Genomic DNA, 21,433 nt, shown 5'->3' with positions numbered 1-21,433 from the left:
CTACCTCCGAGCGGACAGCAGTACGCGGACCGCGGGCCACAGGAACCGCAGCAACGCGGCCAGCAGGAGCAGGGACGTGGTGATCCGGACGTAAGCGCCCACCGGCAGCAGGAACACCAGCAGCGCGGCGTTGGCCATGGCCACCCGCTGCGCCGCGTGCCGCTCGAACAGCGCCGTGCGCTCGCGGACCGCGGCCGGGCCGCCGCCCAGCGCCATCGGCAGCAGGTAGGACAACGCGCCGATCAGGACCTGCGCGACCGAGCCGACCAGCAGCGGGGTCAGTACATCGCCGAAGCGTCCGGCGGCCTCGGGCGCGCCGGGCGAGACCAGCACGGTGTACGCGTCGACGCCGAGCGCGACCAGCAGCCACCCGGCGGCCGCCGCGATCGACCAGGCGGCGAACGACTCGGGCGGCCGGTGCCGCGCCGCCCGCACCGCCGGTACGGCGGTGATCACGATGGCGGCGGCGAAGACGGCGAGCCCGGCCACGGTGACGGCCGTCCACCAGGTCAACAGCCCGGTGGCGAGCAGCGCCAGCCCGGCGAGTGTCAGCGGCAGCGCCGTGCGGGCCGCGGCGACCGCGCCGTCGGCCATCCGGGTGCGCAGCACCGTCGGCCAGAGCGTCAACACCGTGCCGAGGACGGTCAGCATGATCCAGCCGAGCAGGTTGACGTGGGCGTGGAAGAGCAGCAGCCGGGGGCGGCCGGCGTCGTCCACGACGAGCATCCACGCGCCGGCCGGGATGCCGGCCAGCAGCGCCGCCGCGGCGGACACGTAGTAACGCACGGTGATCGCGAAGCGGGCGGGCAGCGCGGCGCGCGCCCACGTGGCCAGCCGGAACAGGTGCCAGACGATGGCGGCGAACACCGCCGCCGCTCCGGCCACGCCGAGCCACGGCCGGTCCCCGCCGCCGCCGGTGAGCACTGCGGCGACGCCGATGTTCAGCAGCGCCAGAAGGGCCGCCTCGCCCCGGCGATGAGCCGGGGCGGGTACCCGGAGCACGGCGGCGGCGAAGTGGGCGCTCCACACCACGATCGCGTTGCCGGCCGCGCCGAGCAGCAGCAGGTGAATGGCTAGCCAGCGCCAGCCCGGCAGGAACGGGTGGGTGAACCCGATCGCGACGAGCGCGGAGAGGTAGGCCACCGGCAGCAGCCCGGCGCGGCGGTGCCACCCGGCGCGGCCCGAGGTGCGGGCCTGCGGCCTGCCGATCTCAGCAGGTGGTGCGGACAGGGGCGGGCGGGCCGGCGGCTCGGGCGCGGCCGATTCCGGGCACTTGAGGCGGGGCTCGCCGGTCATGACGGCACCGGCGCGGCAGGAGGCGATGTCCGCTGCGGGAAGGAGCGGCGCCCCCGGGTGAGCGACAGGGTGACCGCGCAGGCGGCGAAGGCAAGCACCGCGACGACGTTCACGACGCCCGCCCAGCGCCACGCGGCCGCCAGCCCGGCGGCGTCACCCAGCCCGATCCGGACCAGTAGAGACCCGTGCAGCAGGGCGAGCGGCGCGTACAGCACCGGGTGGTACGGCAGCGGCCTGCGCAGCACCGCGGGCAGGATCACCGGCGCGTGCACGAAGATCATGGAGACGGTGAAACCGAGGAAGACCCCGTGCAGCAGGGCGTCGTAGCGGGCGCCGCCACCGGCCGGTCCGCCGCCGGCCCAGAGCAGGCCGGACAGGGCCAGCCAGCCGTATCCGGCGAGCAGCCCGGCGGCGATGTAGCGGGGCAGCCGGGCGCCGCGGATGGTGCGCCGGGCGACGTCGTGCACGGCCAGCCAGGCGGTCATCGCCAGCAGCGCGAGCCCGAAGAGCCGGGTGCCCGCCTCGGGCCACACGGTCGCGGCGGCGGCGGTCACGGTCAGGCCGGTCAGCGCGGCCAGGAACCACGGCTCGGCGTGCGGTGCGGTGAGCCCGACGTGGGCCAGTTCGAGGCGTTCCCCGGCGATCGTGGCGACGACGAAGACCGTCATCCAGCCGACCGTGTCGGCGACCGGGAAGCCGGCCAGCGACAGCAGCGCGGCGGCGTACCACGCGAAGGCGCCGAGGCCCTGGGCCAGCAGCGCCACGGACTGCTGCCGCGCCCACAGCGCACGGTAGACGCCGAGTAGGACCACCGCTGCGAGCATCAGCAGGAACATCCCCGGCTGACCCGGCCCGGCCGCCAGGAGCACCAGCCCACCCGCGCCGGAGCAGGCCGGTGCCAGCAGCGCCCACGGGCGGCCCAGGGCTACCGCGCGCTCGAGCGCGACCAGGGTGCCGACGACGCCGAACACCATTACCGGCCCGTGCACCGTCTCCACGGCGGCCGGGGGCGCCGGCACCGGTGTGCCGAGCAGCAGCAGCGCCGCGTACAGGCCGCCGGCCAGGCACAGCCCCGCCGCGGCCAGCGCGGGCAGCCGCCAGCCGACAGCCGGCCGGGCGGTCACGGCGCGTCCGCTGCCCGCCGCGCGAGCACCGGCAGGTGCACCACGCACGCGCCCGGCGCGCCGAACGGCTCCAGGACCGTGCCCTCGCCGGGCGCGCCCTGGCTCTCCAGGACACCGCGCACCACCCCGGCGTGCAGACCGCACATCGCGTCCGGGTTCTGCCCCACCAGCTCCAGGAACGGGCAGGTGTGCAGGTGCACCTCCACCGAAGCGGCCTGCGGGCCGGCGGGCTGGCGGCGCGGGCTGAAGCCGAGGCCGTCCAGCACCGCGGTCACCGTGTCGACGGGGTCGTCCTGCGGCGCGACGCCGCGCGCGAGCTGCCTGCCCCAGTCCTGGCCGACCTGGGCTGCGGCCGGGCGGACGTCGCCGTCGCCGCGCGGCAGGTGCTGCAGCAACGCGGCCGCCAGCGACCGGTACGGCGCCGGGGCAGGGTCGGCGGCGGTCGCCCGGTAGCGCCAGGCGGGGCGGCCGGGCAGCCCGCCGCTGGCGCGGGCCCGGACCAGCAGCCCCGCCTCGACCAGCCGGTCCAGATGGGCCCGGATCGTCGATGGGTGCTGGCCGGTGTCGGCCGCCACTTCCGCGGCGGTCAGCCCGCCGCCGGCGGCACGCACCAGGCGCAGGATCGCCGCCCGGCTGTCGGAGCCCAGCGCCCGGTGCTGCGGAGTGTCGATCGTCTCGCCGACCGGGCCTTTGCCGAAGGTTTCCACGGTGTTAGACGTTATAACGTCACATGACGTCAAAACCATGAGGAGGGTCTCATGTCACAACCCGATCAAGCGGCCGCGGCCGCACAGCCCGCCGCCGGCGGCTGCGGCGGTGGAGGCTGCGGCTGCGGCGGAGACGCCCCCGGCAGCGCGGACGCCTCGGCGCCGGTGCTGAGCCTCGACCCGCGGATCGACGTCCGCGAGGTGCCGCACGGCCAGCGGCACGCCCGGGTGCTGGCGGCGCTGGACGCCCTGCCCGGCGCGGGCGGGCTCGTGCTGGTCGCCCCGCACGCGCCGCTTCCGCTGCTGGCGGAGATCGAACAGCGCTACGCGGGCCGGTTCGCGACGCAGTGGCTGCAGGAGGGACCGGACGTCTGGCAGTTGCGCCTGAGCCGCACCTCAGCCGCCTGAACGGCCCGCCCCGGCCCCGGCCTCGCCCACCGAGGCCGGGGCCGCACGCTGCCCACCGGGCCGCAGCTATCCGGCGGAGGTATGGACTTTGGTCCCGCCGTACTCGGGACCGCGGGCTCCTGACCGGAACACAGCGCTCACCGACGCTGTAAGCGTGCCGCGACACCACGCGTCACCGGCGGGACCCACACCGTCGCATCCCGACGCCCGAGGAGCACCCCCGTGTCGCCGCAGCGCCCTGCGAACGCCCACCCGCCCGCGACCGACCAGGTGCCCGGCGCCGCGCCGCTGCTGGCCGCGCGCCGCTTCCTGACCAGGGAGACCGTCGGCGACCACGGCCGGACGCTGCACCAGGTCGGCGGCGACGGCTGGGAGTCGTTCTACCGCGACCGGTGGCGCTACGACCGCGTGGTCCGCTCCACCCACGGCGTCAACTGCACCGGCTCGTGCTCGTGGAACGTGTTCGTCACCGACGGCCTGATCACCTGGGAGCACCAGGCCACCGACTACCCGGAGGTGGGGCCGGACGCGCCGGACTACGAGCCGCGGGGCTGCCCCCGCGGCGCCTCGTTCTCCTGGTACGAGTACTCGCCGTCGCGGGTGCGGCACCCGTACGTCCGCGGCGTGCTCGCCGAGATGTTCCGCGAGGCGTGGCAGCGCCTCGGCGACCCGGTGCTGGCGTGGGCCGAGATCGTGGAGAACCCGCTGAAGGCCCGTGCCTACAAGTCCCAGCGTGGGCGCGGCGGCTTCGTCCGCGCCACCTGGGACGAGGCGATCACCATGGCGGCCGCGGCCCACGTTTACACCACGAAGACCTACGGGCCCGACCGGGTCGTCGGCTTCTCCCCGATCCCCGCCATGTCGATGGCCTCGTTCGCGGCCGGCACCCGCTACCACGCGCTGCTCGGCGGCACCCTGCTCAGCTTCTACGACTGGTACGCCGACCTGCCGATCGCCTCCCCGCAGGTGTGGGGCGACCAGACCGACGTGCCCGAGGCCGGCGACTGGTGGAACGCGACCTACCTGATGATGTGGGGCTCCAACATCCCGGTGACCCGCACCCCGGACGCGCACTTCCTGGCCGAGGCGCGCTACAAGGGCACGAAGGTGGTCGCGGTCAGCCCCGACTACGCCGACAACGTTAAGTTCGCCGACGACTGGCTCGCCCCGCACCCTGGCACCGACGGCGCGCTGGCGATGGCGATGGGCCACGTCGTGCTCACCGAGTTCTTCCGCGACCGCCAGGTGCCCTACTTCACCGACTACGTGCACCGTTACACCGACCTGCCGTTCCTGGTGAAGCTGCGCCGCCGTGACGGCGGCGCCTGGGCGGCCGACCGCTTCCTGACCGCAGCGGACCTGGGTGAGGCCGATGGCGAGCACAAGACCGTGCTCATCGACGAGCGCACCGGGGAGCCGGTCGTGCCCAACGGCTCGCTGGGCTTCCGCTACGGCGACGCCGGCGAGGGCCGCTGGAACCTGGACCTCGGCGACGTCGTCCCCGCGCTGGGGCTGCTCGGCCGCACCGGCGAGTCGGTGGAGGTCGACCTGGCCAGGTTCGACGTCGGCGACACCGAGGGCGGGGCGCTCATCCGCCGCGGCGTGCCGGTGACGCGCATCGGCGAGCACCTGGTGACCTCCGTGTTCGACCTGCTCATGGCGCAGTACGGGGTCCGCCGCGGCGACCTGCCGGGGCAGTGGCCCACCGGCTACGACGACGCGGACGCCCCCAACACCCCGGCCTGGCAGGAGCGCATCACCGGGGTGCCCGCCACGCTCGCCGCCCGGATCGGGCGCGAGTTCGCCCGCAACGCCGAGCGCAGCCACGGCCGCTCGCTGATCGTCCTGGGCGCGGGCGCCAACCAGTGGTTCCACTCCGACATGACCTACCGGGCGTTCATCGCGCTGGTCACGCTGACCGGCTGCCAGGGCGTCAACGGCGGCGGCTGGGCCCACTACGTCGGCCAGGAGAAGGCCCGCCCGGTCACCGGCCAGCAGCACCTGTCGTTCGCGTTCGACTGGCAGCGGCCGATGCGCCACCAGGCCAGCACCCCGTTCTGGTATCTGCACACCGACCAGTGGCGCTACGAGCGCGTCCCGGCCGACGAGCTGTCGTCGCCGCTGGGCACCGGCCGGTTCGCGGGCATGGCGTTCGCCGACACGGTCGCCGCCGCCCAGCGCATGGGCTGGAGCCCCGGCCACCCGGCGTTCAACCGCAACCCCCTCGACCTGACCGACGAGGCCGCGGCGGCCGGGCGCGGCGTCGCCGAGCACATCGTGGCCGAGCTCAAGGCGGGCCGGCTCAAGGCGGTGGCCGAGGACCCGGACGACCCGGCGAACTTCCCCCGCTGCCTGACCCTGTGGCGGGCCAACCTGCTCGGCTCGTCCGGCAAGGGCAACGAGTACTTCATGCGGCACCTGCTCGGCGTCGACTCGGCCGCGGGCGCGCAGGAGTGCGACCCCGGCCACCGGCCCCGCGACGTGGTATGGCGCGAGGAGGCCCCCACCGGAAAGCTCGACCTGCTCACCGCGATCGACTTCCGGATGACCAACACCGGCCTGCACGCCGACCTGGTCCTGCCCGCCGCGACCTGGTACGAGAAGCACGACATCTCGACCACCGACATGCACCCGTTCGTGCACGCGTTCAGCCCGGCCGTCGAACCGCCCGGCGACGTGCACACCGACTACGACACGTTCCTGGCCCTCGCCGACAGGTTCAGCGAGCTGGCCGCCACCCACCTGGGCGTACGCCGCGACGTGCTGGCCGCGCCGCTGCAGCACGACACTCCCGACGAGCTGGCGACGCCCGGCGGCCGGGTGCGCGACTGGAAGGCCGGGGAGTGCGAGCCGGTCCCCGGGCTGACCATGCCGAAGCTGATCGAGATCGAGCGCGACTACACCCTGATCGGCGCCAAGATGCGCGCGGTCGGCCCGCTGCTGGACACGCTCGGGACCACCACCAAGGCGATCACCGTCGACGTCACCGCCGAGATCGAGTACCTGCGGCACCAGAACGGGGTGGTGACCGAGGGGCCGTTCGCGGGACGGCCGTCGCTGGCCACCGCCGACCGGATGTGCGAGGCGATCCTGGCGCTCTCCGGCACCACCAACGGCAGCGTCGCGGCCGCGGGCTTCGCGGCGCTGGAGAAGCGGACCGGGCAGCCGTTCGCGGACCTCATCGCCGGGCACGAGCACGACCGGATCACGTACCCCGACACCCAGCGGGGACCCCAGCCGGTCTTCACCAGCCCGGAGTGGTCCGGGTCGGAGAAGGGTGGCCGCCGCTACTCGCCGTTCACGCTCAACGTCGAGCGCCTCAAGCCGTGGCACACCATCACCGGCCGGCAGCACTTCTTCGCCGAGCACGACTGGGTCGCCGAGCTGGGGGAGCAGCTGCCCGCGTTCCGGCCCCCGCTGAACATGGCGCGGCACTTCGGCAAGCCCGGCGAGCTGGTCGACGGCGGGGTGACGGTGCGGTTCCTCACGCCGCACGCCAAGTGGTCGATCCACTCGATGTACCACGACAACGAGCTGATGCTGGCGCTGTCCCGGGGCGGGCCGGTGATCTGGATGAGCGTCGAGGACGCCGCCACGATCGGCGCCCGGGACAACGACTGGATCGAGGCGCACAACCGCAACGGCGTCGTGGTGGCCCGCGCCGTGGTCAGCCACCGTATGCCGCAGGGCACCGTGTTCCAGTACCACTCGCCCGAGCGCACCGTGAACGTGCCCAAGGCCGAGGGCAGCGGCCGCCGCGGCGGCTACCACAACTCGATGACCCGGCTGCTGGTCAAGCCCACCCACCTGGCGGGCGGCCACGCCCAGTTCACGTACGCCTTCAACTACTACGGCCCGATCGGCAGCCAGCGCGACGAGATCACCGTGATCCGCCGCCGTACCCAGGAGGTGGAGTACTGATGCGTATCCGCGCGCAGGTCGCCATGGTGATGAACCTCGACAAGTGCATCGGCTGCCACACCTGCTCGGTGACGTGCAAGCAGACCTGGACCAACCGCGAGGGCACCGAGTACGTCTGGTTCAACAACGTCGAGACCAAGCCCGGCATCGGCTACCCGAAGCACTACGAGGACCAGGACCGCTGGCACGGCGGCTGGAAGCTGGACGGCAAGGGGCGGCTGACGCTGCGCTCCGGCGGCCGGATCAAGCGGCTCACCCGGCTGTTCGCCAACCCGGACCTGCCCTCCATCGACGACTACTACGAGCCCGCCACCTTCGACAAGGACATCCTGGTCAACGCCCCGGCCGGGCTGACGGACACCCCGGTGAAGCGGCCGCACTCGGCACTGACCGGCGAGCCCATGGCGGTGCAGTGGGGTCCGAACTGGGAGGACGGCCTCGGCGGGACGCACGAGATCGGTGCGCAGGACCCGAACCTGGCCCGGATGCCGGCCGAGGCGGCCGCGAAGGTCAGGTTCGAGTTCGAGAAGACCTTCATGTTCCACCTGCCGCGGATCTGCGAGCACTGCCTCAACCCCGCCTGCGTGTCGGCCTGCCCGTCCGGGGCCATGTACAAGCGCGAAGAGGACGGCATCGTGCTCGTCGACCAGGACCGGTGCCGGGGCTGGCGGATGTGCGTGTCGGCGTGCCCGTACAAGAAGGTCTACGTCAACCACGCCACCGGCAAGGCCGAGAAGTGCACGTTCTGCTTCCCGCGCATCGAGGCCGGGCAGCCCACCATCTGCTCGGAGACCTGCGTCGGCCGCCTGCGCTACCTCGGCATCGTCCTGTACGACGAGGACGCGGTGCTGGCCGCCGCGTCGGTGCCCGACGAGCGCGACCTGCTCGACGCCCAGCGGGCGGTGTTCCTCGACCCCGCCGACCCCGCGGTGCAGGAGGCCGCCCGCGAGGCGGGCATGCCCGAGGACTGGCTGCGGGCGGCGCTCACCTCGCCGGTATGGCGCCTGATCAGCGAATACAAGATCGCCCTGCCGCTGCACCCGGAATACCGCACCCTGCCGATGGTCTGGTACGTGCCGCCGCTGTCGCCGGTGCTCGACGCCGTCGGGGCGGCCGGGCGCGACGACACCGACGCCGACGACGTCTTCCACACCATCCGCGAGCTGCGCATCCCCGTGGAGTACCTGGCCGAGCTGTTCTCCGCGGGCGACGCCGACGTGGTCGCCGGGGTGCTGATGAAGCTGGCCGCGATGCGCTCCTACATGCGGGCCCGCACCCTGGACGGCACGGTCGCCGGGGAGCTGCTCGACGGCATCGGGATGACCGCCGAGCAGGTGGAGGCCATGTACCGGCTACTGGCCATCGCCAAGTACGACGAGCGATACGTCATCCCCGTCGCCCACAGCAAGGACGCCGCGGCGCTGGAGGCGCAGGCCGCCGCCCAGCCGGACTGCTCGCTGGACTGCGCGGGCGGCCCCGGCATGCACGAGACGGCGGCCACCGTCACCCGCTTCCACCTGGTGGACGGCGACGAGGTGCACCCCGGCCGGGCGGGGCTGTCCGCACGGCGGTCCGACGGGCGCCTCGGCCTCACCGTCAACCCGGTGCGGGGTGCGTCATGAGCGCGCCGCCCGCCGACCGCGCCCGGATCTTCGAACTGGTCTCCCTGCTACTCACCTACCCGGACGGCGAGCTGCTGTCCGCCGGTGAGCAGCTGCGCGCGGCCGCCGCCCGTATCGAGCATGAGACCGTACGGCAGCAGGTCACCGAGTTCCTGGACTGGCTGCTGGCCGCCGCGCCCGTCGAGGCCCAGCGGCACTACGTGCAGACCTTCGACCTGCGCCGCCGATCCGGGCTCTACCTCACCTACTACCTGCACGGCGACACCCGCCGCCGCGGCATGGCGCTGCTCATCCTCAAACAGCGCTACCGCGCACACGGCCTGCGGCTGGCCCACGGCGAGCTGCCCGACCTGCTGCCCGTGGTGCTCGAGTTCGCCGCCCAGGTCGGCCCCGGCGAGGGGGAGGCGCCGCTGCGCCAGCACCGGCAGGGCATCGAGCTGCTGCGCACCGCCCTGGCCGAAGCCGGCACGCCCTACCGGCTGCTGCTCGACGCCGTCACCGCCGTGCTGCCCGACATCACCGACGCGGACCGGGCCGCCATTGCCGCGCTGGCCGTCGCCGGGCCGCCGGCCGAAACCGTCGGCCTGGAGTCGCTGGGCCACGGCCCCGACCTGGCCGGCGCCGCGCTCGCCCCCTATCCTGCCTGCTCGCCTGCGGAGGCCTCGCGATGAACACCCTCGTCTGGATCGTCCTGCCGTACCTGTGCCTGGCCGTCTTCGCCGCCGGGCACGTCTGGCGCTGGCGCCGTGACCAGTTCGGCTGGACCACGCACACCAGCCAGCTGCTGGAGAACCGGCTGCTGCGGCTCGGCTCGCCACTGTTCCACCTCGGGGCGTTCGGCGTCATCGGCGGGCACGCCATGGGCCTGCTGGTGCCGTCCTGGGTGACCGAGGCGGCCGGGATCAGCGAGCACCTCTACCACGTGACCGCCGTCTGGGGCGGCACGATCACCGGCGTCGCGCTCGTCACCGGCCTGGCGCTGCTGATCGCCCGCCGCTTCGTCAGCGGCCGGGTGCGCCGCGTGACCACCACCATGGACAAGGTGCTCTACGCCGCCCTGGCGGCGATGGTGACGCTCGGCATGGTCTCCACGGTCGGCGTCAACCTGCTCGGCGACGGCTACGACTACCGGGAGACGATCGCGGTCTGGTTCCGCGGGATCTTCTGGCTGCGGCCCGAACCCGAGCTGATGTCCGGGGCGCCGCTGGTCTACCAGCTGCACGCGCTCGGCGGCTTCCTGTTCCTGGCGCTGTGGCCGTTCACCCGGCTCGTGCACGTCTGGTCGGCGCCGCTGGCCTACCTGTGGCGGCCCTACGTCGTGTACCGCAGGCGCCGTGGTGGCGTACCCACTCCGCCGCCCGTCCCGGCGGAGGTCCGCGACCGCGCCCTGCCTGCCGTCAGCGGACGGCGCTGAGACGGATCCGCCGGTCAGGGCGCCGCCACGGCGGCGCCCTGACTACCGTATAAGCGTGCAAACCACACCGAGCGAGGCGAACACGCCCGACTACCTGCCCAGCGTCTACAAGCAGTTCCTCAACCGCTACCCGGAGGTCGCCCAGGCGCAGGGTGCGCTGGCCCGCGCGGTGGACCAGCGCAGCCCGTTCGACGAGCGGACCGATCGGCTGATCAAACTGGCGCTGGCCATCGGCGCCGAGGCGCAGGGCGCCGTGCGGTCCAACGTCCGCAAGGCGCTCCAGCACGGCGCGACCGTCGACGAGGTCCGTGCCGTCGCCCTCGCCGCGATCACGACCTGCGGATTCCCCACCGCGATCGCAGCGCTGGGCTGGATCGAGGACGTCACCACCGCCGACAGATGACGACGCCGGGTCCCGTGACCAAAGCGGAACCAGGTCCCATCGGCACAGGCACTTAGTCCCTACTGCGAACCGATCCACCACGCGACGCTGCAAGGCGAACGGCCGGCGCGAGCAGCCCGGCCGCGACAGCAGCCGACCAGGGTGGAGCAATGACCTCGCAGACCGAACCAGCACGACCCGCGGCGACGGCGGCGGGCCGCCACCGCGTCCTGTGGCTGTCGACGATCAGTTTCACGGTCATGTTCGCCGTGTGGCTGATGTTCGGCATCCTCGGCAAACCGATCAGCCAGGAGTTCCACCTCTCCGAGGTGCAGCTGTCCTGGATCATCGCGGTCGCCGTGCTCAACGGATCGCTGTGGCGCCTGCCCGCCGGGCTCGTCACCGACCGGTTCGGCGGCCGCAAAGTCATGACGTTCATCCTGCTGGCCACGGCGGCCGCGGCCTACCTCGTCTCCCGCGCCGGCTCCTACGGCACCCTGCTGGCCCTGGCCTTCCTGGTCGGCTTCGCCGGCAACGCGTTCACCGTCGGCATCGCCTGGAACTCGGCCTGGCAGCCCCGCGAGCGGCAGGGCTTCGCGCTCGGCCTGTTCGGCGCCGGCAACGTGGGCGCCTCGGTCACCAAGTTCATCGGCCCGCCGCTCATCGTCGGCACCGCCGGCGCCACCTATCTCGGCTTCGCCGAGGGCGGCTGGCGGCTCGTCCCCGTCGTGTACGCCGCGCTGCTGCTCGTCCTCGCCGCGGCGATCTGGTTCGGCGCCCCGCGCCGGGACCGGATGCCCGGCCGGGGCACCCCGCTGCGGCAGCAGCTGCGCCCGCTCAAGCAGGTGCGGGTGTGGCGGTTCAGCCTCTACTACGTCGCCGTCTTCGGCGCGTACGTGGCGCTGGCGGCCTGGCTGCCCGGCTACTACATGGACAACTTCGGCGTGAGCCTGCAGACCGCCGCCTACCTGACCGCGGTGTTCATCTTCCCGGCCTCGCTGCTGCGGCCGGCGGGCGGCTCCATCTCCGACCGCTTCGGCGCCCGCCGCGTCATGTACTGGACGTTCGGCCTGATGCTGGTCACCTCCGGCATCCTGATGATGCCCAACGGCCACATCGTCATCGCCCACGCCGACGGCACCCAGACCTCGCACCTGGGCTACCACCTCGGCATCGTCCCGTTCACCGTCCTGGTGTTCCTGCTCGGATGCGCGATGGGCGTGGGCAAGGCGGCCGTCTACAAGCACATCCCCGAGTACTTCCCGCAAAGCGTCGGCAGCGTCGGCGGCCTGGTCGGCATGCTCGGCGGCCTCGGCGGCTTCTTCCTGCCCCCGCTGTTCGCCTACACCAAGGCCTGGTTCGGCTTCCCGTCCAGCACGTTCTTCGTCCTGTTCCTGCTCACCGCGGCCTGCGCGGTCTGGATGCACCGGACGGTCGTGCGCATGCTCGACCGCGAGTCGCCCGAGCTGGCCACCCACATCGAAAGCCCGGCCGGCATCCCGGTCGGGCCCGCGACCCCCGCAGTTCGTGAGCTCGAGGAGGCCCACGCATGAGCACCACCTACGCCGACCGCCCGGCCACCTCCGCACCCGACGATGGCGAGTGGCTGCGGTCCTGGGACCCGGAGAACCCCGCCACCTGGGACAAGAGCCTCGCCTGGCGCACCCTCTGGATCAGCACCTTCACCCTGACCCTCTGCTTCGCCTCCTGGTTCCTGGCCTCGGCGATCGCCCCGAAGCTCACCAACCTCGGGTTCGACCTCACCAACAACCAGCTCTACTGGCTCACCTCGATGCCCGGCCTGGCCGGCGGTCTCATGCGCCTGATCTGGATGGTCCTGCCCCCGATCATGGGCACCCGCCGGATGGTCACCCTGACCACCGCCCTGCTGCTGATCCCCGTCCTGGGCTGGGGCGTGCAGGTCCAGGACCCCACCACGCCGTACTGGGTGCTGCTGTCGCTGTCGTTCCTGTCCGGCATCGGCGGCGGCGCGTTCTCCGGCTTCATGCCCAGCACCTCGTACTTCTTCCCGCGGCGTATGCAGGGCACCGCCCTGGGCCTGCAAGCCGGGATCGGCAACTTCGGCGTGTCGCTGGTGCAGCTGCTGACCCCGTGGATCATCGGCTTCTCGATGATCGGCTTCCTGGGCTCGTCGGCGCCGATGGCCGCGCCGCCCGGCAAGGCCGCGCAGGTCGTGTGGTACCAGAACGCCGCGTTCGTCTACGTCCCGTTCATCCTCGTCGGCGCCGCGCTGGCCTGGGCGATGCTGAAGTCCGTGCCGATCAAGGCCAACATCCGCCAGCAGTTCGACATCTTCGGCAACCCCGACACCTGGTGGATGACGCTGCTCTACATCATGACCTTCGGCACCTTCGCCGGCCTCTCCGCGCAGTTCGGCCTGCTCGTCAAGAACCTGTACGGCGCGGGCAACCCCGACATCGTGCAGGGCGTGGGCAGCGCGGCCCGGCTGCTCGTCGAGGGGTACACGGTGCCGGACCCGGTCGCGTTCGTCTTCCTCGGCCCGCTCGTCGGCGCCGGTGCCAGGATCCTGTTCAGCCCGCTGACCGACCGGTTCGGCGGCGCCCGGTGGACCCTCGTCGCGGGGCTGGGCCTGATCGCGTCGATCGGGTACACCGCCACGGCGCTGACCCCCGACACGACGTCGGCGGCGAGCCTCGACGCCGGGTTCGACCGGTTTCTCTGGGGCATGCTGGCGATCTTCCTGTTCGCCGGCATCGGCAACGCCTCCACGTTCAAGCAGATGCCGATGATCTTCGAACGCCGCCAGGCCGGCGGCGTGATCGGATGGACCGGCGCGATCGCCGCGTTCGGGCCGTTCTTCTTCGGCGTCGGCCTGACCATCATGTCGCCGACCGCCTTCTACGTCATCGGCCTCGCCTTCGCCGTGCTCTGCGTGGCGATCACCTGGTGGCGCTACGCCCGGCCCGGCGCGCCCCGGCCGAGCTGAACCAGCCTCTTTCCGGCTTGTGAGTACAGGCGCCGCCCGCTTCGGTGGGCGGCGCCTGCGCACGCCGTCCAGGTGTGAGAGCGCTTCCAGTAGTAGATGCCCGTGTCACAGGCGACTTCGGAGAGCGTTCTCCCATGTGAAAACTCTTGACTGTCGGGCGATCGAGGTCATAATTTTCACTGTCTCGATATGGGCATGAACATAATGCCCGCCGTCCCTGGGAGGCCCTCGTGTTCCGAAAACCCGCTGTCTCGAGTGCGGTGGTGCTGCTGCTCGCCGCTGGGCTGGTCAGCGTCACCGCGCCACAGCCCGCCGCTGCCGCCAGCTGCAGCGTCCTGTTCGACGACTTCCAGTACAGCTCGTCAGCCGACCCCGCCCTGGCCGCCCGGCACTGGACCGTGCGCAGCGGCGGTGGCGGGCCGGGCATCCCCGGCGCCTCCTGGCTGCCGGCCAACGTGACGTTCCCCGTCGCCGACGGGCAGAAGGTCCTCCAGCTGTCGTCCTACACCGACGGCACCGGCGCCGGCACGGCGCAGACCGAGATCTACCACCAGCGCAAGTTCTTCGAGGGCACCTACGCCAGCCGGGTCCGCTTCACCGACGCGCCGGTCTCCGGCAACGACGGAGACAAGATCGTGGAGACCTTCTTCACGATCACCCCGCTGGCGTACCCGATGGACCCGAGCTACGGCGAGATCGACTTCGAGTACCTGGCGAACGGGGGGTGGGGCGAAACGGGCTCGGCGTTCTTCGAGACCACCTGGGAGACCTACCAGCCCGACCCGTGGGTCGCCGACAACGTGCACGCCGTCCAGCGCCGCAGCTACAACGGCTGGCACGACCTGGTCGCGCAGGTCAGCGGCGGCCGGGTCAAGTACTACATCGACGGCGCGCTCGTCGCCGACCACGGCGACAAGTTCTACCCCGAGACGCCGATGTCGATCAATTACAACCTGTGGTTCATCGATAGCTCCGGGCACACCGGCGGGCGCAGCACGTACATCCAGCAGGTGGACTGGCTCTACTTCGCCGGCAACGAGGTGATCTCCGGCGACGTCGCCCGCAACCGGGTCAACGCGTACCGGAGCCTGGGCACCACGCACGTGGACACCGTCGGCACCGGCGGCACCTGCCCCGATCCCGGCGGCAGCGGCGGGCCGATCTCCTCCACCACCTGGTACAGCGTCGTCAACAAGACCAGCGGCAAGTGCGTCGACGCCCGCGCCTCGGGCACCGCCAACGGCACCGCGATCCAGCAGTACACCTGCAACAACTCCAACGCCCAGCAGTACCTGTTCCAGCCCACGAGCGGCAGCAACGTGCGCATCAACAACCGGAACAACTCGGCCCAGGTGCTGGACGTGAGCGGGGTGTCCGCCGCGGACAACGCGGTCGTGCACCTGTGGAGCTACGTCGGCGGCGCGAACCAGCAGTGGATACCGGTGGCCGAAGGCGGCGGTTGGTATCACTTCGTGTCCGCGCACAGCGGCAAGTGCCTCGACGTCCCGGCGGCCTCCACCGCCGACAGCGTGCAGCTGGTGCAGTACACCTGCAACGGGACCGGCGCCCAGTCGTTCCGGCTGTTGGCCCAGCCCTAGCCCCACGCCGGCGGCCCGGGGACCACTGTCCCCGGGCCGCCGGTCTCACCGGGCTGGGCTACTGCCGGACATCAGCTTGGCGGCTCGCTACCTCGAGCGCTGTGGACCACGGGAATACGCTCCGGCGGTCTGATCCGGTTCCGGGTTGGTGCGGCTCCCAGCGGTCGTGGGCTCCGAACAGCACGTACAAGCCTTCGTCGCGCAGCGCGGCAACCGACCGCCGGAACGGCGTTCGAGCGGCCAGCGCGGAGTTGACGAAGGGCACGACGACCGTCGGCACGCCTCGCCCGATCAATTCGGCGGCGGAAACCAGCGCGTAGTTGTCTGCGATCCCCGCTGCGAGCTTGTTGACGGTGTTGTACGTCGCGGGCGCGATGATCAGCGCCTGTGGGTCCGGCAGACCCCGCGGGGTAGACCCTGACGTGGGCTTGAAGTCGCTGCGCAGACTCACTGACGGAGGCAGGGCCGCGGCATCCAGGAACGGCAGCGCACCGGGAGTGGCTGTCACTCCGACCTCCCAGTGGTCGTCGTGGGCCAGCGCGACCAGCTTTCCGACATCCGCCGCCGGCCCAGCGCCGCAGACAAGGATCAGCAGCGTTCGCGTCATGTGCTGATTCCGGCGGCGCGGGCGAACTCGGTGGCGCGGGTTCGGACGCCTGCGCCGGCGCGGGTGCAGAGGCCATGGACGAGGCGGTGTACGGCCGGACGGTTCCGCACCTCTTGCGGGGCGATGCGGACAGCGGCGTACAGCGCGCCGAGCGCGGATTCGTGCCGCTGCTGCGCCATCCTCGCATCATAGCCAGTTGATCTATATAAGATCCGGTCGTCGGTGCCGTGTATGCACACGGCCGGGTCGCGCGGGTACCCGCACGACCCGGCCGGTGACGGCCGCCGTGACCGCTAGACGGTCGTACGCGACCACTGCTGGTTGGTGCCGGTGTTGCACGTGTACTGCTTGAGCACCACGCCGTCCGCGGTCGACGCGGCCGGCACGTCCACGCACTTGCCGCTGTGCCGCGCCCGCAGCTGGAAGTAACTGCCGCTGGCGACCATCTGGAACTGCTGGTTGTTGCCGGTGCCGCAGGTGTACTGGATCAGCTCGGCGCCGTCGGCGGTGGAGGCGCTCGCCACGTCCAGGCACTTGCCGCTGTGCCGGCTGACGAGGCGCCAGTAGCCGCTGCCCGCGTCCTGGAACTGCCACTGCTGCCACGCGCTGCCGTTGTACGTGTACTGGCCGACGCGGGCGCCGTTGTCGGTGTTCGGGGACTGGACGTCCATCGCCTTGCCGCTGTGGCGCACGTTGACCCGGTAGAACGTGGTCGGCGGCGGCGTGGGGTCGCTGACGGTGTCGCCCCAGCCGTACCGGACCCGGTTGGCGCCGGAGGTGTTGCGGACGGTCAGGTTGAGATCGGTGCCGCTGCCGCTGAGGGAGAACATCGAGTACCAGTCGTAGCCGATGGTGCCGGGCTTGCCGCCGAGGGCGGGCCAGTACGTGCCGCCCATCTGGTTGTCGCGCATGACCTGTGCCATGGCGCGGATGTGGCGCACGAAGTTGTCGGTGCTGTTCGGGTCGGCATAGTTGAGGCCGGTGGACATCGGCCCGCCGAACTCCGTCGCGACCGCGCGGGAGGCGCAGTTGCCCAGCCGCGTCTGGATGTGGCTGCGGAACGCGTCGTAGGTCATCGCGCTGTAGAAGAAGGCATAGTGGTGGAACGACAGCAGCGTCGCGTTGAACCGGCTGTCGTTGCAGACGTCGCGCAGGTCCTGGCTGTAGCCGGTGCCGCCGATGAGCACCCGGCCGGGCACCGCGGAGTAGTGGTAGCTGAGCCAGTTCGCTGCGACGTCGCGCCACTCGGCCGACGTGTAGCCGTGCGGCTCGTTCATCGGCTCGAAGTAGACGTTGCTGTTCGTGCCGTACGTGCTGGTCACACTCGACCACATGGTGTTCCACGCGGCGAGGTTCGTGATCCGGCCGCCCGAGGCCGCGCCGTCCTCCCAGTAGGCGAGGATGACCTTGAAGCCGCGCGCGGTCGCGGCGTCGATGGCGCCGCGGTAGGCGTTCCACCAGGTCGTGTTGGCCACCGTGTGGGTGTTGATCGGCAGCCGGACGGTGTTGACCCCCATGGTGGCGGCCATGTCGTCATAGAGGGCGTTGGCCTTGGCCCGCACCGTCGCGTTGCTGTCGGACAGGCTCAGCCCCTGCACGACGAGCGTGCCGGTGCTGAAGTTGTCACCCAGCACGGCCCAGTTCATGCCGCGGAACTGGCTGGTGGCGGCACTGGCCGGCGACGCGGCGACCACTAGGCTCGTCACTGCCGCGAGCGCGGCCAGCGCTAGGGCGCCCAGCACTCGGCGCGACGACCGGGCACCGGCCGATCCGGTCCTTGAATACGCATCGACGTCATGCAACGTGGTCGCTCCGTCCTTCTGAATGCCCCCGCAGGCTGATTTCGTCTGGGTTACATCGGAAAGGGAATCGACATCCGGCGCCATGAACCGATCTCATACGTTCAGGAGCGGTCAGACTCGAACGCTGCCACCGCAGTGGAGCGCCGCCGCCGTCGGTTTCGTACAAGACCGCCGGACCGGCGGCCCTTAGCATGATCCTGCGCCCGCACGTCAGCGAAGTGCAGCGGCCGATCCCGGTGCATCCGGCACCTGGCAGCCTGACTACGAGGGGAACCACCATGCGTCAACTGGTCTACACCGGATTCATGTCGCTCGACGGAGTCGTGGATTCCCCCGGTGGGCAGGCGGAGGGGCACCGCAGCGGCGGCTGGGTCATCAACGACATCGAGTTCCTGCCCGAGGCGTTCTCGCTCAAGGGCGAGGAACTCGCCGACACCACGGCGCTCATGTTCGGCCGCCGCAGCTACGAGGCGTTCGCGCCGGTCTGGCGGGACTCGGACGACCACGCCGCCTACCGCGACCTGCCCAAATACGTGGTATCCAGCACGCTGCGCGACGACGAGCTGACCGAGGGCTGGGGCGAGACCACGATCCTGCGCACCGAGGACGACATCGCGGCGCTCAAGAAGTCCGACGGTGGCGCGATCTTCATCCACGGCAGCGCGGAACTCGCCCGCCGCCTGTCCGACGCGGCCCTCATCGACCGATACCACCTGCTCGTGTTCCCGGTGCTGCTCGGTGCCGGCAAGGGCCTGTTCAGCGGAGCGGACAAGGCCAAGCAGGGACTGATCCTGCGCGACTCCGCCGCCTACCCGAACGGCGTCGTGAAGCTGATCTACGACGTCGCCGGCTGATCCAGGCCCAGGCCGATCGCGCCGCCGGCGCCCTCGCGGAGCTGGCGCGCGGTCCGGCCGATGTAACGCCGCAGCGCGTGGGCCAGGTGCGGCGCGTCGAAGTAGTCGAGCGCGAAGACGACGTCGCCGATCGGGACACCGGCCGCCAGCAGCGCCGCGGCCGATCGCGCGCGCTCGATCTGCCGCACCGCGCCCTGGGTCAGCCCGGTCGCGGCCTGGAAACGGCGTTCGAGGGTGCGTGCGGTGACCTCGGGACGGCCGCCGCGGCGAAGCTCGGCGACGAGCGGATCGCGGACCACGGCCTCGGCGCGGACGAGCCGCTCGACCAGCGCCTCCACATCGTCGGGACCCGGCGTCTCCCAGCGGCCACCGTCCAGCCGGAAGGTCCGGCGCGTGGCGTCGGGAAGCTCGACACCCCCGTCGACCAGGGTCGCCATGGAGGCGCAGCGCAGCGACGTGCCCACGGCGAACTCGACCCCGACGAAGCTCGCGCCCGGCGGCACCGGTGCCGTGCCGGACCTCGTGCCCGGCCCCGTGACGGTGGCGTGGGCACGGTCCTCGTGCCGCCAGAACACCAGGCCCCACGACACCCCGGCCACCGAGGTCATCTCGGTGACCTGCTCGCTCGTGCAGGTCCACACCGCGTCGATCCACGGCGAGCCCGATTCGCGCGTCTCGAACAGCAGTCCCACGCCAGGCAGGGTACGCCGGTGTGACAGCGCCGCCGCGTACCGGCCGGGCGGTGTCGTCGCGGGTGCGCACCGACCGCGTGTCGGCGTGTCGGGTCGGACCGGTCGTCCACGCGTCCGGCCAAAGTGGATGATCGGCGGCGGCCGGGTGAGGAGTGGCCACGGCGCTGGTCGCGTCGCCCGATGACGGTCGCGGGCGCCCGTCACTAACGTCGAGCCCATGCGCCGGAAGATCTCCATCCTGATGACGCTGCTGCTCCTGGCCGGATGCGGCGGCGGCGCCGACACCGTGGACGAGCCCGCGCCGGACTTCACCGCCGTCTTCACGGAGGTCTCCGGCGACGTCGCCACCCGCCTGGCCGCCGCGACGTCGGGGACCTCTCCCGCACCCGCGTGCGCCGAGCTGGCCGGCGCCCCGCTCGAGGGATGGATCGACCGGCTCAGCATCGGCCCGGACGCCGCCACGGCCGCGCTCAACGCCTACCTGATGCAGCTGCAGCTCGCCCTGGCCAAGTGCCAGGACGGCGAGTCCGCCGCCGCAGACGCCGCCGAGCTGGCGACCCTGGCCGAGGGGGTACGCCAGGCGGCTGCGCCCAGTCCAGCGGCCACCCCGCCGGCGACGGCACGCGCCGCGGCGGCGCTGGCCGCGCTCGCGAGCTTCTGCGAGGCGCTGCCCGCGTTCGTCGGCGCGGTGCCCGCGCGGGCCGAGGACGGGGCGCAGTTCACCCGCCGGATCGGGCAGCTCGTGCAGCCGGGCAAGGCGGTGACCGACTACCGGGCCGCGGACGCCGCGATCCGGTCAGCCGCGCCGTGCAACCAGGCGCAGCACGACTACCAGCAGGCCGAGCTGAACCTGCTCGGCTGGCTCGCCGCCGACGCGGCCTGCAAGAAGGCGTTCTACCTCACCGCCACCACCCTCGGGGACGTCGGTCTGTGGCTCGCCTGCATCGGGCCGGTCAACAACAACATCGTGAAGGCGGTCCGGGACGCCTCGCAGGCGGCGCAGACCGCGCGGCAGAGCCCGTGCACCGACGGCTACCAGGCGCCGGACCTGCTGCCCACGCGGGGCATGGTGTACGCGCAGACGACCGTCGTCGCCGGCGAGCTGAAGAAGGCGTACGACGTCATCAAGAAGCTCAAGGATCTGCGGGCGCTCGTGAAGCGCGGCTACAAGCTGCTCATCGAGCGGCCGCTGGACGTGGGCAAGGGGCAGCAGCTGCTGCGGGACACGGCCGTCTACTTCGGAAAGATCAAGGGCAAGGCGTACATCAAGGAGACTCGCGACCGGCTCGGCGTGGTGGCCCACGACAAGATCACCGAGGTGCTGCCGGACGTGCCGCTCAAGGTCGTCGTCTCCGTCACCCAGACCGCTCCCGACCTCGAACCCGCGACCTCGCAGAACTCCACGGTGGTCAAACTCTGAGGCCGGCGTCCACCCGGCAGGCACCCGCAGTGGGAAGACGGCCGTCCACGCGACCGCGTCTACGTCGTTGTCGTCGAACCGTGGCAGAAAGTGGGCCGTTCGGCTGAGTTTGCCGCTGCGTCGCGATCGGGTAGCCCATCGACAGAGATCTTGGCGGCGCGCCCGTGCGCCGCCTGACGGCTCGCGTGCCGCCGCCGAGTACGGCGAGGCGGCGGCGGCCGGAACCGGAGGAGGACGGTATGACCGCGGTGGTGCACGGAGTCGACATGGCTGCGATCGGCCGGATGGTGCGCCAGCGACATGAGCAGACCGCCGCGCAGCTGCGTGGGCTGCGTGAGCAGAGCGCCGCGGTGATCGCGAGCCCGGAGCGGGGCAGCGGTGACGCCGCCGACGCGGGCACGCTGGCTCTGGAGAGCGCCGAGCAGTCGCTGGTCACCGCCGCGCTGCAGGAGCAGCTGGAGCGGCTGCAGGTCGCGCTGGTGCGCCTGGAGAACGGCACCCTGGGCATCTGCGAGCGCTGCCAGGAGCAGGTCCCCCTGCCGCGCCTGGAGGTCATGCCGTGGGCGGCGCACTGCGTGCCGTGTCAGAGCGTCCTCGACCGCAGGTGATCTCGTGCTC

19 protein-coding genes are annotated in these 21,433 nt (G+C 71.9%); 12 read left to right on the top strand and 7 right to left on the bottom strand.

Annotated features, from left to right (window positions below):
* Genes Cba03nite_RS23855 through Cba03nite_RS23845 form a run of 3 tightly spaced genes read right to left on the bottom strand, consistent with a single transcriptional unit; the run spans position 1 to position 3,127 of the window.
* Positions 1 to 1,296: a hypothetical protein gene (locus Cba03nite_RS23855; RefSeq protein ID WP_239125980.1), complete on the bottom strand. Its 1,296-nt coding sequence runs from the start codon at positions 1,294 to 1,296 to the stop codon at positions 1 to 3.
* On the bottom strand, positions 1,293 to 2,420 hold the full coding sequence (locus Cba03nite_RS23850) for a DUF8744 domain-containing protein (protein ID WP_203750319.1): 1,128 nt from the start codon (positions 2,418 to 2,420) through the stop codon (positions 1,293 to 1,295). The genes Cba03nite_RS23855 and Cba03nite_RS23850 overlap by 4 nt, the downstream gene beginning before the upstream one ends.
* The gene (locus Cba03nite_RS23845) at positions 2,417 to 3,127 is read right to left on the bottom strand and encodes a helix-turn-helix transcriptional regulator (RefSeq protein ID WP_239125979.1); all 711 of its coding nucleotides are present in this window, start codon (positions 3,125 to 3,127) and stop codon (positions 2,417 to 2,419) included. The genes Cba03nite_RS23850 and Cba03nite_RS23845 overlap by 4 nt, the downstream gene beginning before the upstream one ends.
* A gap of 51 nt (positions 3,128 to 3,178) precedes the next feature.
* Here Cba03nite_RS23845 and Cba03nite_RS23840 point away from each other — a divergent pair, with 51 nt between their 5' ends.
* From Cba03nite_RS23840 to Cba03nite_RS23800, 9 genes are all read left to right on the top strand, one after another.
* Positions 3,179 to 3,535, top strand: coding sequence for a DUF2249 domain-containing protein (locus Cba03nite_RS23840; RefSeq protein WP_203750315.1), 357 nt, complete (start codon positions 3,179 to 3,181; stop codon positions 3,533 to 3,535).
* A gap of 288 nt (positions 3,536 to 3,823) precedes the next feature.
* Positions 3,824 to 7,456: a nitrate reductase subunit alpha gene (locus tag Cba03nite_RS23835; RefSeq protein WP_203750597.1), complete on the top strand. Its 3,633-nt coding sequence runs from the start codon at positions 3,824 to 3,826 to the stop codon at positions 7,454 to 7,456.
* Positions 7,456 to 9,078, top strand: coding sequence for a nitrate reductase subunit beta (gene narH / locus Cba03nite_RS23830; protein WP_203750311.1), 1,623 nt, complete (start codon positions 7,456 to 7,458; stop codon positions 9,076 to 9,078). Before Cba03nite_RS23835 ends, narH begins: the two co-directional genes overlap by 1 nt.
* The gene (narJ, locus tag Cba03nite_RS23825; RefSeq protein WP_203750308.1) at positions 9,075 to 9,749 is read left to right on the top strand and encodes a nitrate reductase molybdenum cofactor assembly chaperone; all 675 of its coding nucleotides are present in this window, start codon (positions 9,075 to 9,077) and stop codon (positions 9,747 to 9,749) included. Before narH ends, narJ begins: the two co-directional genes overlap by 4 nt.
* On the top strand, positions 9,746 to 10,492 hold the full coding sequence (narI, locus tag Cba03nite_RS23820) for a respiratory nitrate reductase subunit gamma (RefSeq protein WP_203750305.1): 747 nt from the start codon (positions 9,746 to 9,748) through the stop codon (positions 10,490 to 10,492). Before narJ ends, narI begins: the two co-directional genes overlap by 4 nt.
* A gap of 55 nt (positions 10,493 to 10,547) precedes the next feature.
* Complete coding sequence (locus Cba03nite_RS23815; protein ID WP_203750299.1) at positions 10,548 to 10,895, top strand: carboxymuconolactone decarboxylase family protein; 348 nt, start codon at positions 10,548 to 10,550, stop codon at positions 10,893 to 10,895.
* 149 nt (positions 10,896 to 11,044) lie between these two features.
* Complete coding sequence (locus tag Cba03nite_RS23810; protein WP_203750297.1) at positions 11,045 to 12,427, top strand: MFS transporter; 1,383 nt, start codon at positions 11,045 to 11,047, stop codon at positions 12,425 to 12,427.
* Positions 12,424 to 13,842: an MFS transporter gene (locus Cba03nite_RS23805; RefSeq protein ID WP_203750294.1), complete on the top strand. Its 1,419-nt coding sequence runs from the start codon at positions 12,424 to 12,426 to the stop codon at positions 13,840 to 13,842. The genes Cba03nite_RS23810 and Cba03nite_RS23805 overlap by 4 nt, the downstream gene beginning before the upstream one ends.
* A 230-nt stretch (positions 13,843 to 14,072) precedes the next feature.
* Positions 14,073 to 15,440: an RICIN domain-containing protein gene (locus Cba03nite_RS23800; RefSeq protein WP_239125978.1), complete on the top strand. Its 1,368-nt coding sequence runs from the start codon at positions 14,073 to 14,075 to the stop codon at positions 15,438 to 15,440.
* Between the two features lie 58 nt (positions 15,441 to 15,498).
* Here Cba03nite_RS23800 and Cba03nite_RS23795 read toward each other — a convergent pair whose 3' ends face one another.
* From Cba03nite_RS23795 to Cba03nite_RS23785, 3 genes are all read right to left on the bottom strand, one after another.
* Complete coding sequence (locus tag Cba03nite_RS23795; RefSeq protein ID WP_203750291.1) at positions 15,499 to 16,047, bottom strand: flavoprotein; 549 nt, start codon at positions 16,045 to 16,047, stop codon at positions 15,499 to 15,501.
* Positions 16,044 to 16,226 (bottom strand): hypothetical protein, encoded by a 183-nt coding sequence (locus Cba03nite_RS23790; RefSeq protein WP_203750288.1) that lies wholly within the window; start codon positions 16,224 to 16,226, stop codon positions 16,044 to 16,046. The genes Cba03nite_RS23795 and Cba03nite_RS23790 overlap by 4 nt, the downstream gene beginning before the upstream one ends.
* A 114-nt stretch (positions 16,227 to 16,340) precedes the next feature.
* Entirely contained in the window at positions 16,341 to 17,753 is a 1,413-nt protein-coding gene (locus tag Cba03nite_RS23785) for an RICIN domain-containing protein (protein WP_239125977.1), read from the bottom strand.
* Positions 17,754 to 18,127: 374 nt separating this feature from the next.
* On the opposite strand from Cba03nite_RS23785, the gene Cba03nite_RS23780 reads away from it, so the two are divergent.
* Positions 18,128 to 18,703 carry a dihydrofolate reductase family protein gene (locus tag Cba03nite_RS23780; protein ID WP_203750284.1) on the top strand — a complete coding sequence of 192 codons (576 nt, stop codon included), beginning with the start codon at positions 18,128 to 18,130 and terminating at the stop codon, positions 18,701 to 18,703.
* Here the strand turns inward: Cba03nite_RS23780 and Cba03nite_RS23775 are convergent.
* Entirely contained in the window at positions 18,685 to 19,395 is a 711-nt protein-coding gene (locus Cba03nite_RS23775; RefSeq protein ID WP_203750281.1) for a helix-turn-helix domain-containing protein, read from the bottom strand. The two genes, Cba03nite_RS23780 and Cba03nite_RS23775, sit on opposite strands and share 19 nt — an antisense overlap.
* 217 nt (positions 19,396 to 19,612) lie before the next feature.
* Here Cba03nite_RS23775 and Cba03nite_RS23770 point away from each other — a divergent pair, with 217 nt between their 5' ends.
* Together Cba03nite_RS23770 and Cba03nite_RS23765 are read left to right on the top strand one after the other, a co-directional pair.
* A complete protein-coding gene (locus Cba03nite_RS23770; RefSeq protein WP_203750279.1) occupies positions 19,613 to 20,815 on the top strand; it encodes a hypothetical protein in 1,203 nt (400 codons plus the stop codon).
* 239 nt (positions 20,816 to 21,054) lie between these two features.
* The gene (locus Cba03nite_RS23765) at positions 21,055 to 21,423 is read left to right on the top strand and encodes a TraR/DksA family transcriptional regulator (protein ID WP_203750277.1); all 369 of its coding nucleotides are present in this window, start codon (positions 21,055 to 21,057) and stop codon (positions 21,421 to 21,423) included.
* Positions 21,424 to 21,433 lie beyond the last annotated feature (10 nt).

Origin of the sequence: Catellatospora bangladeshensis, assembly GCF_016862575.1 — a bacterium.
Lineage (GTDB): Bacteria > Actinomycetota > Actinomycetes > Mycobacteriales > Micromonosporaceae > Catellatospora > Catellatospora bangladeshensis.
This window is presented reverse-complemented; position numbering and strand designations above follow the sequence as displayed.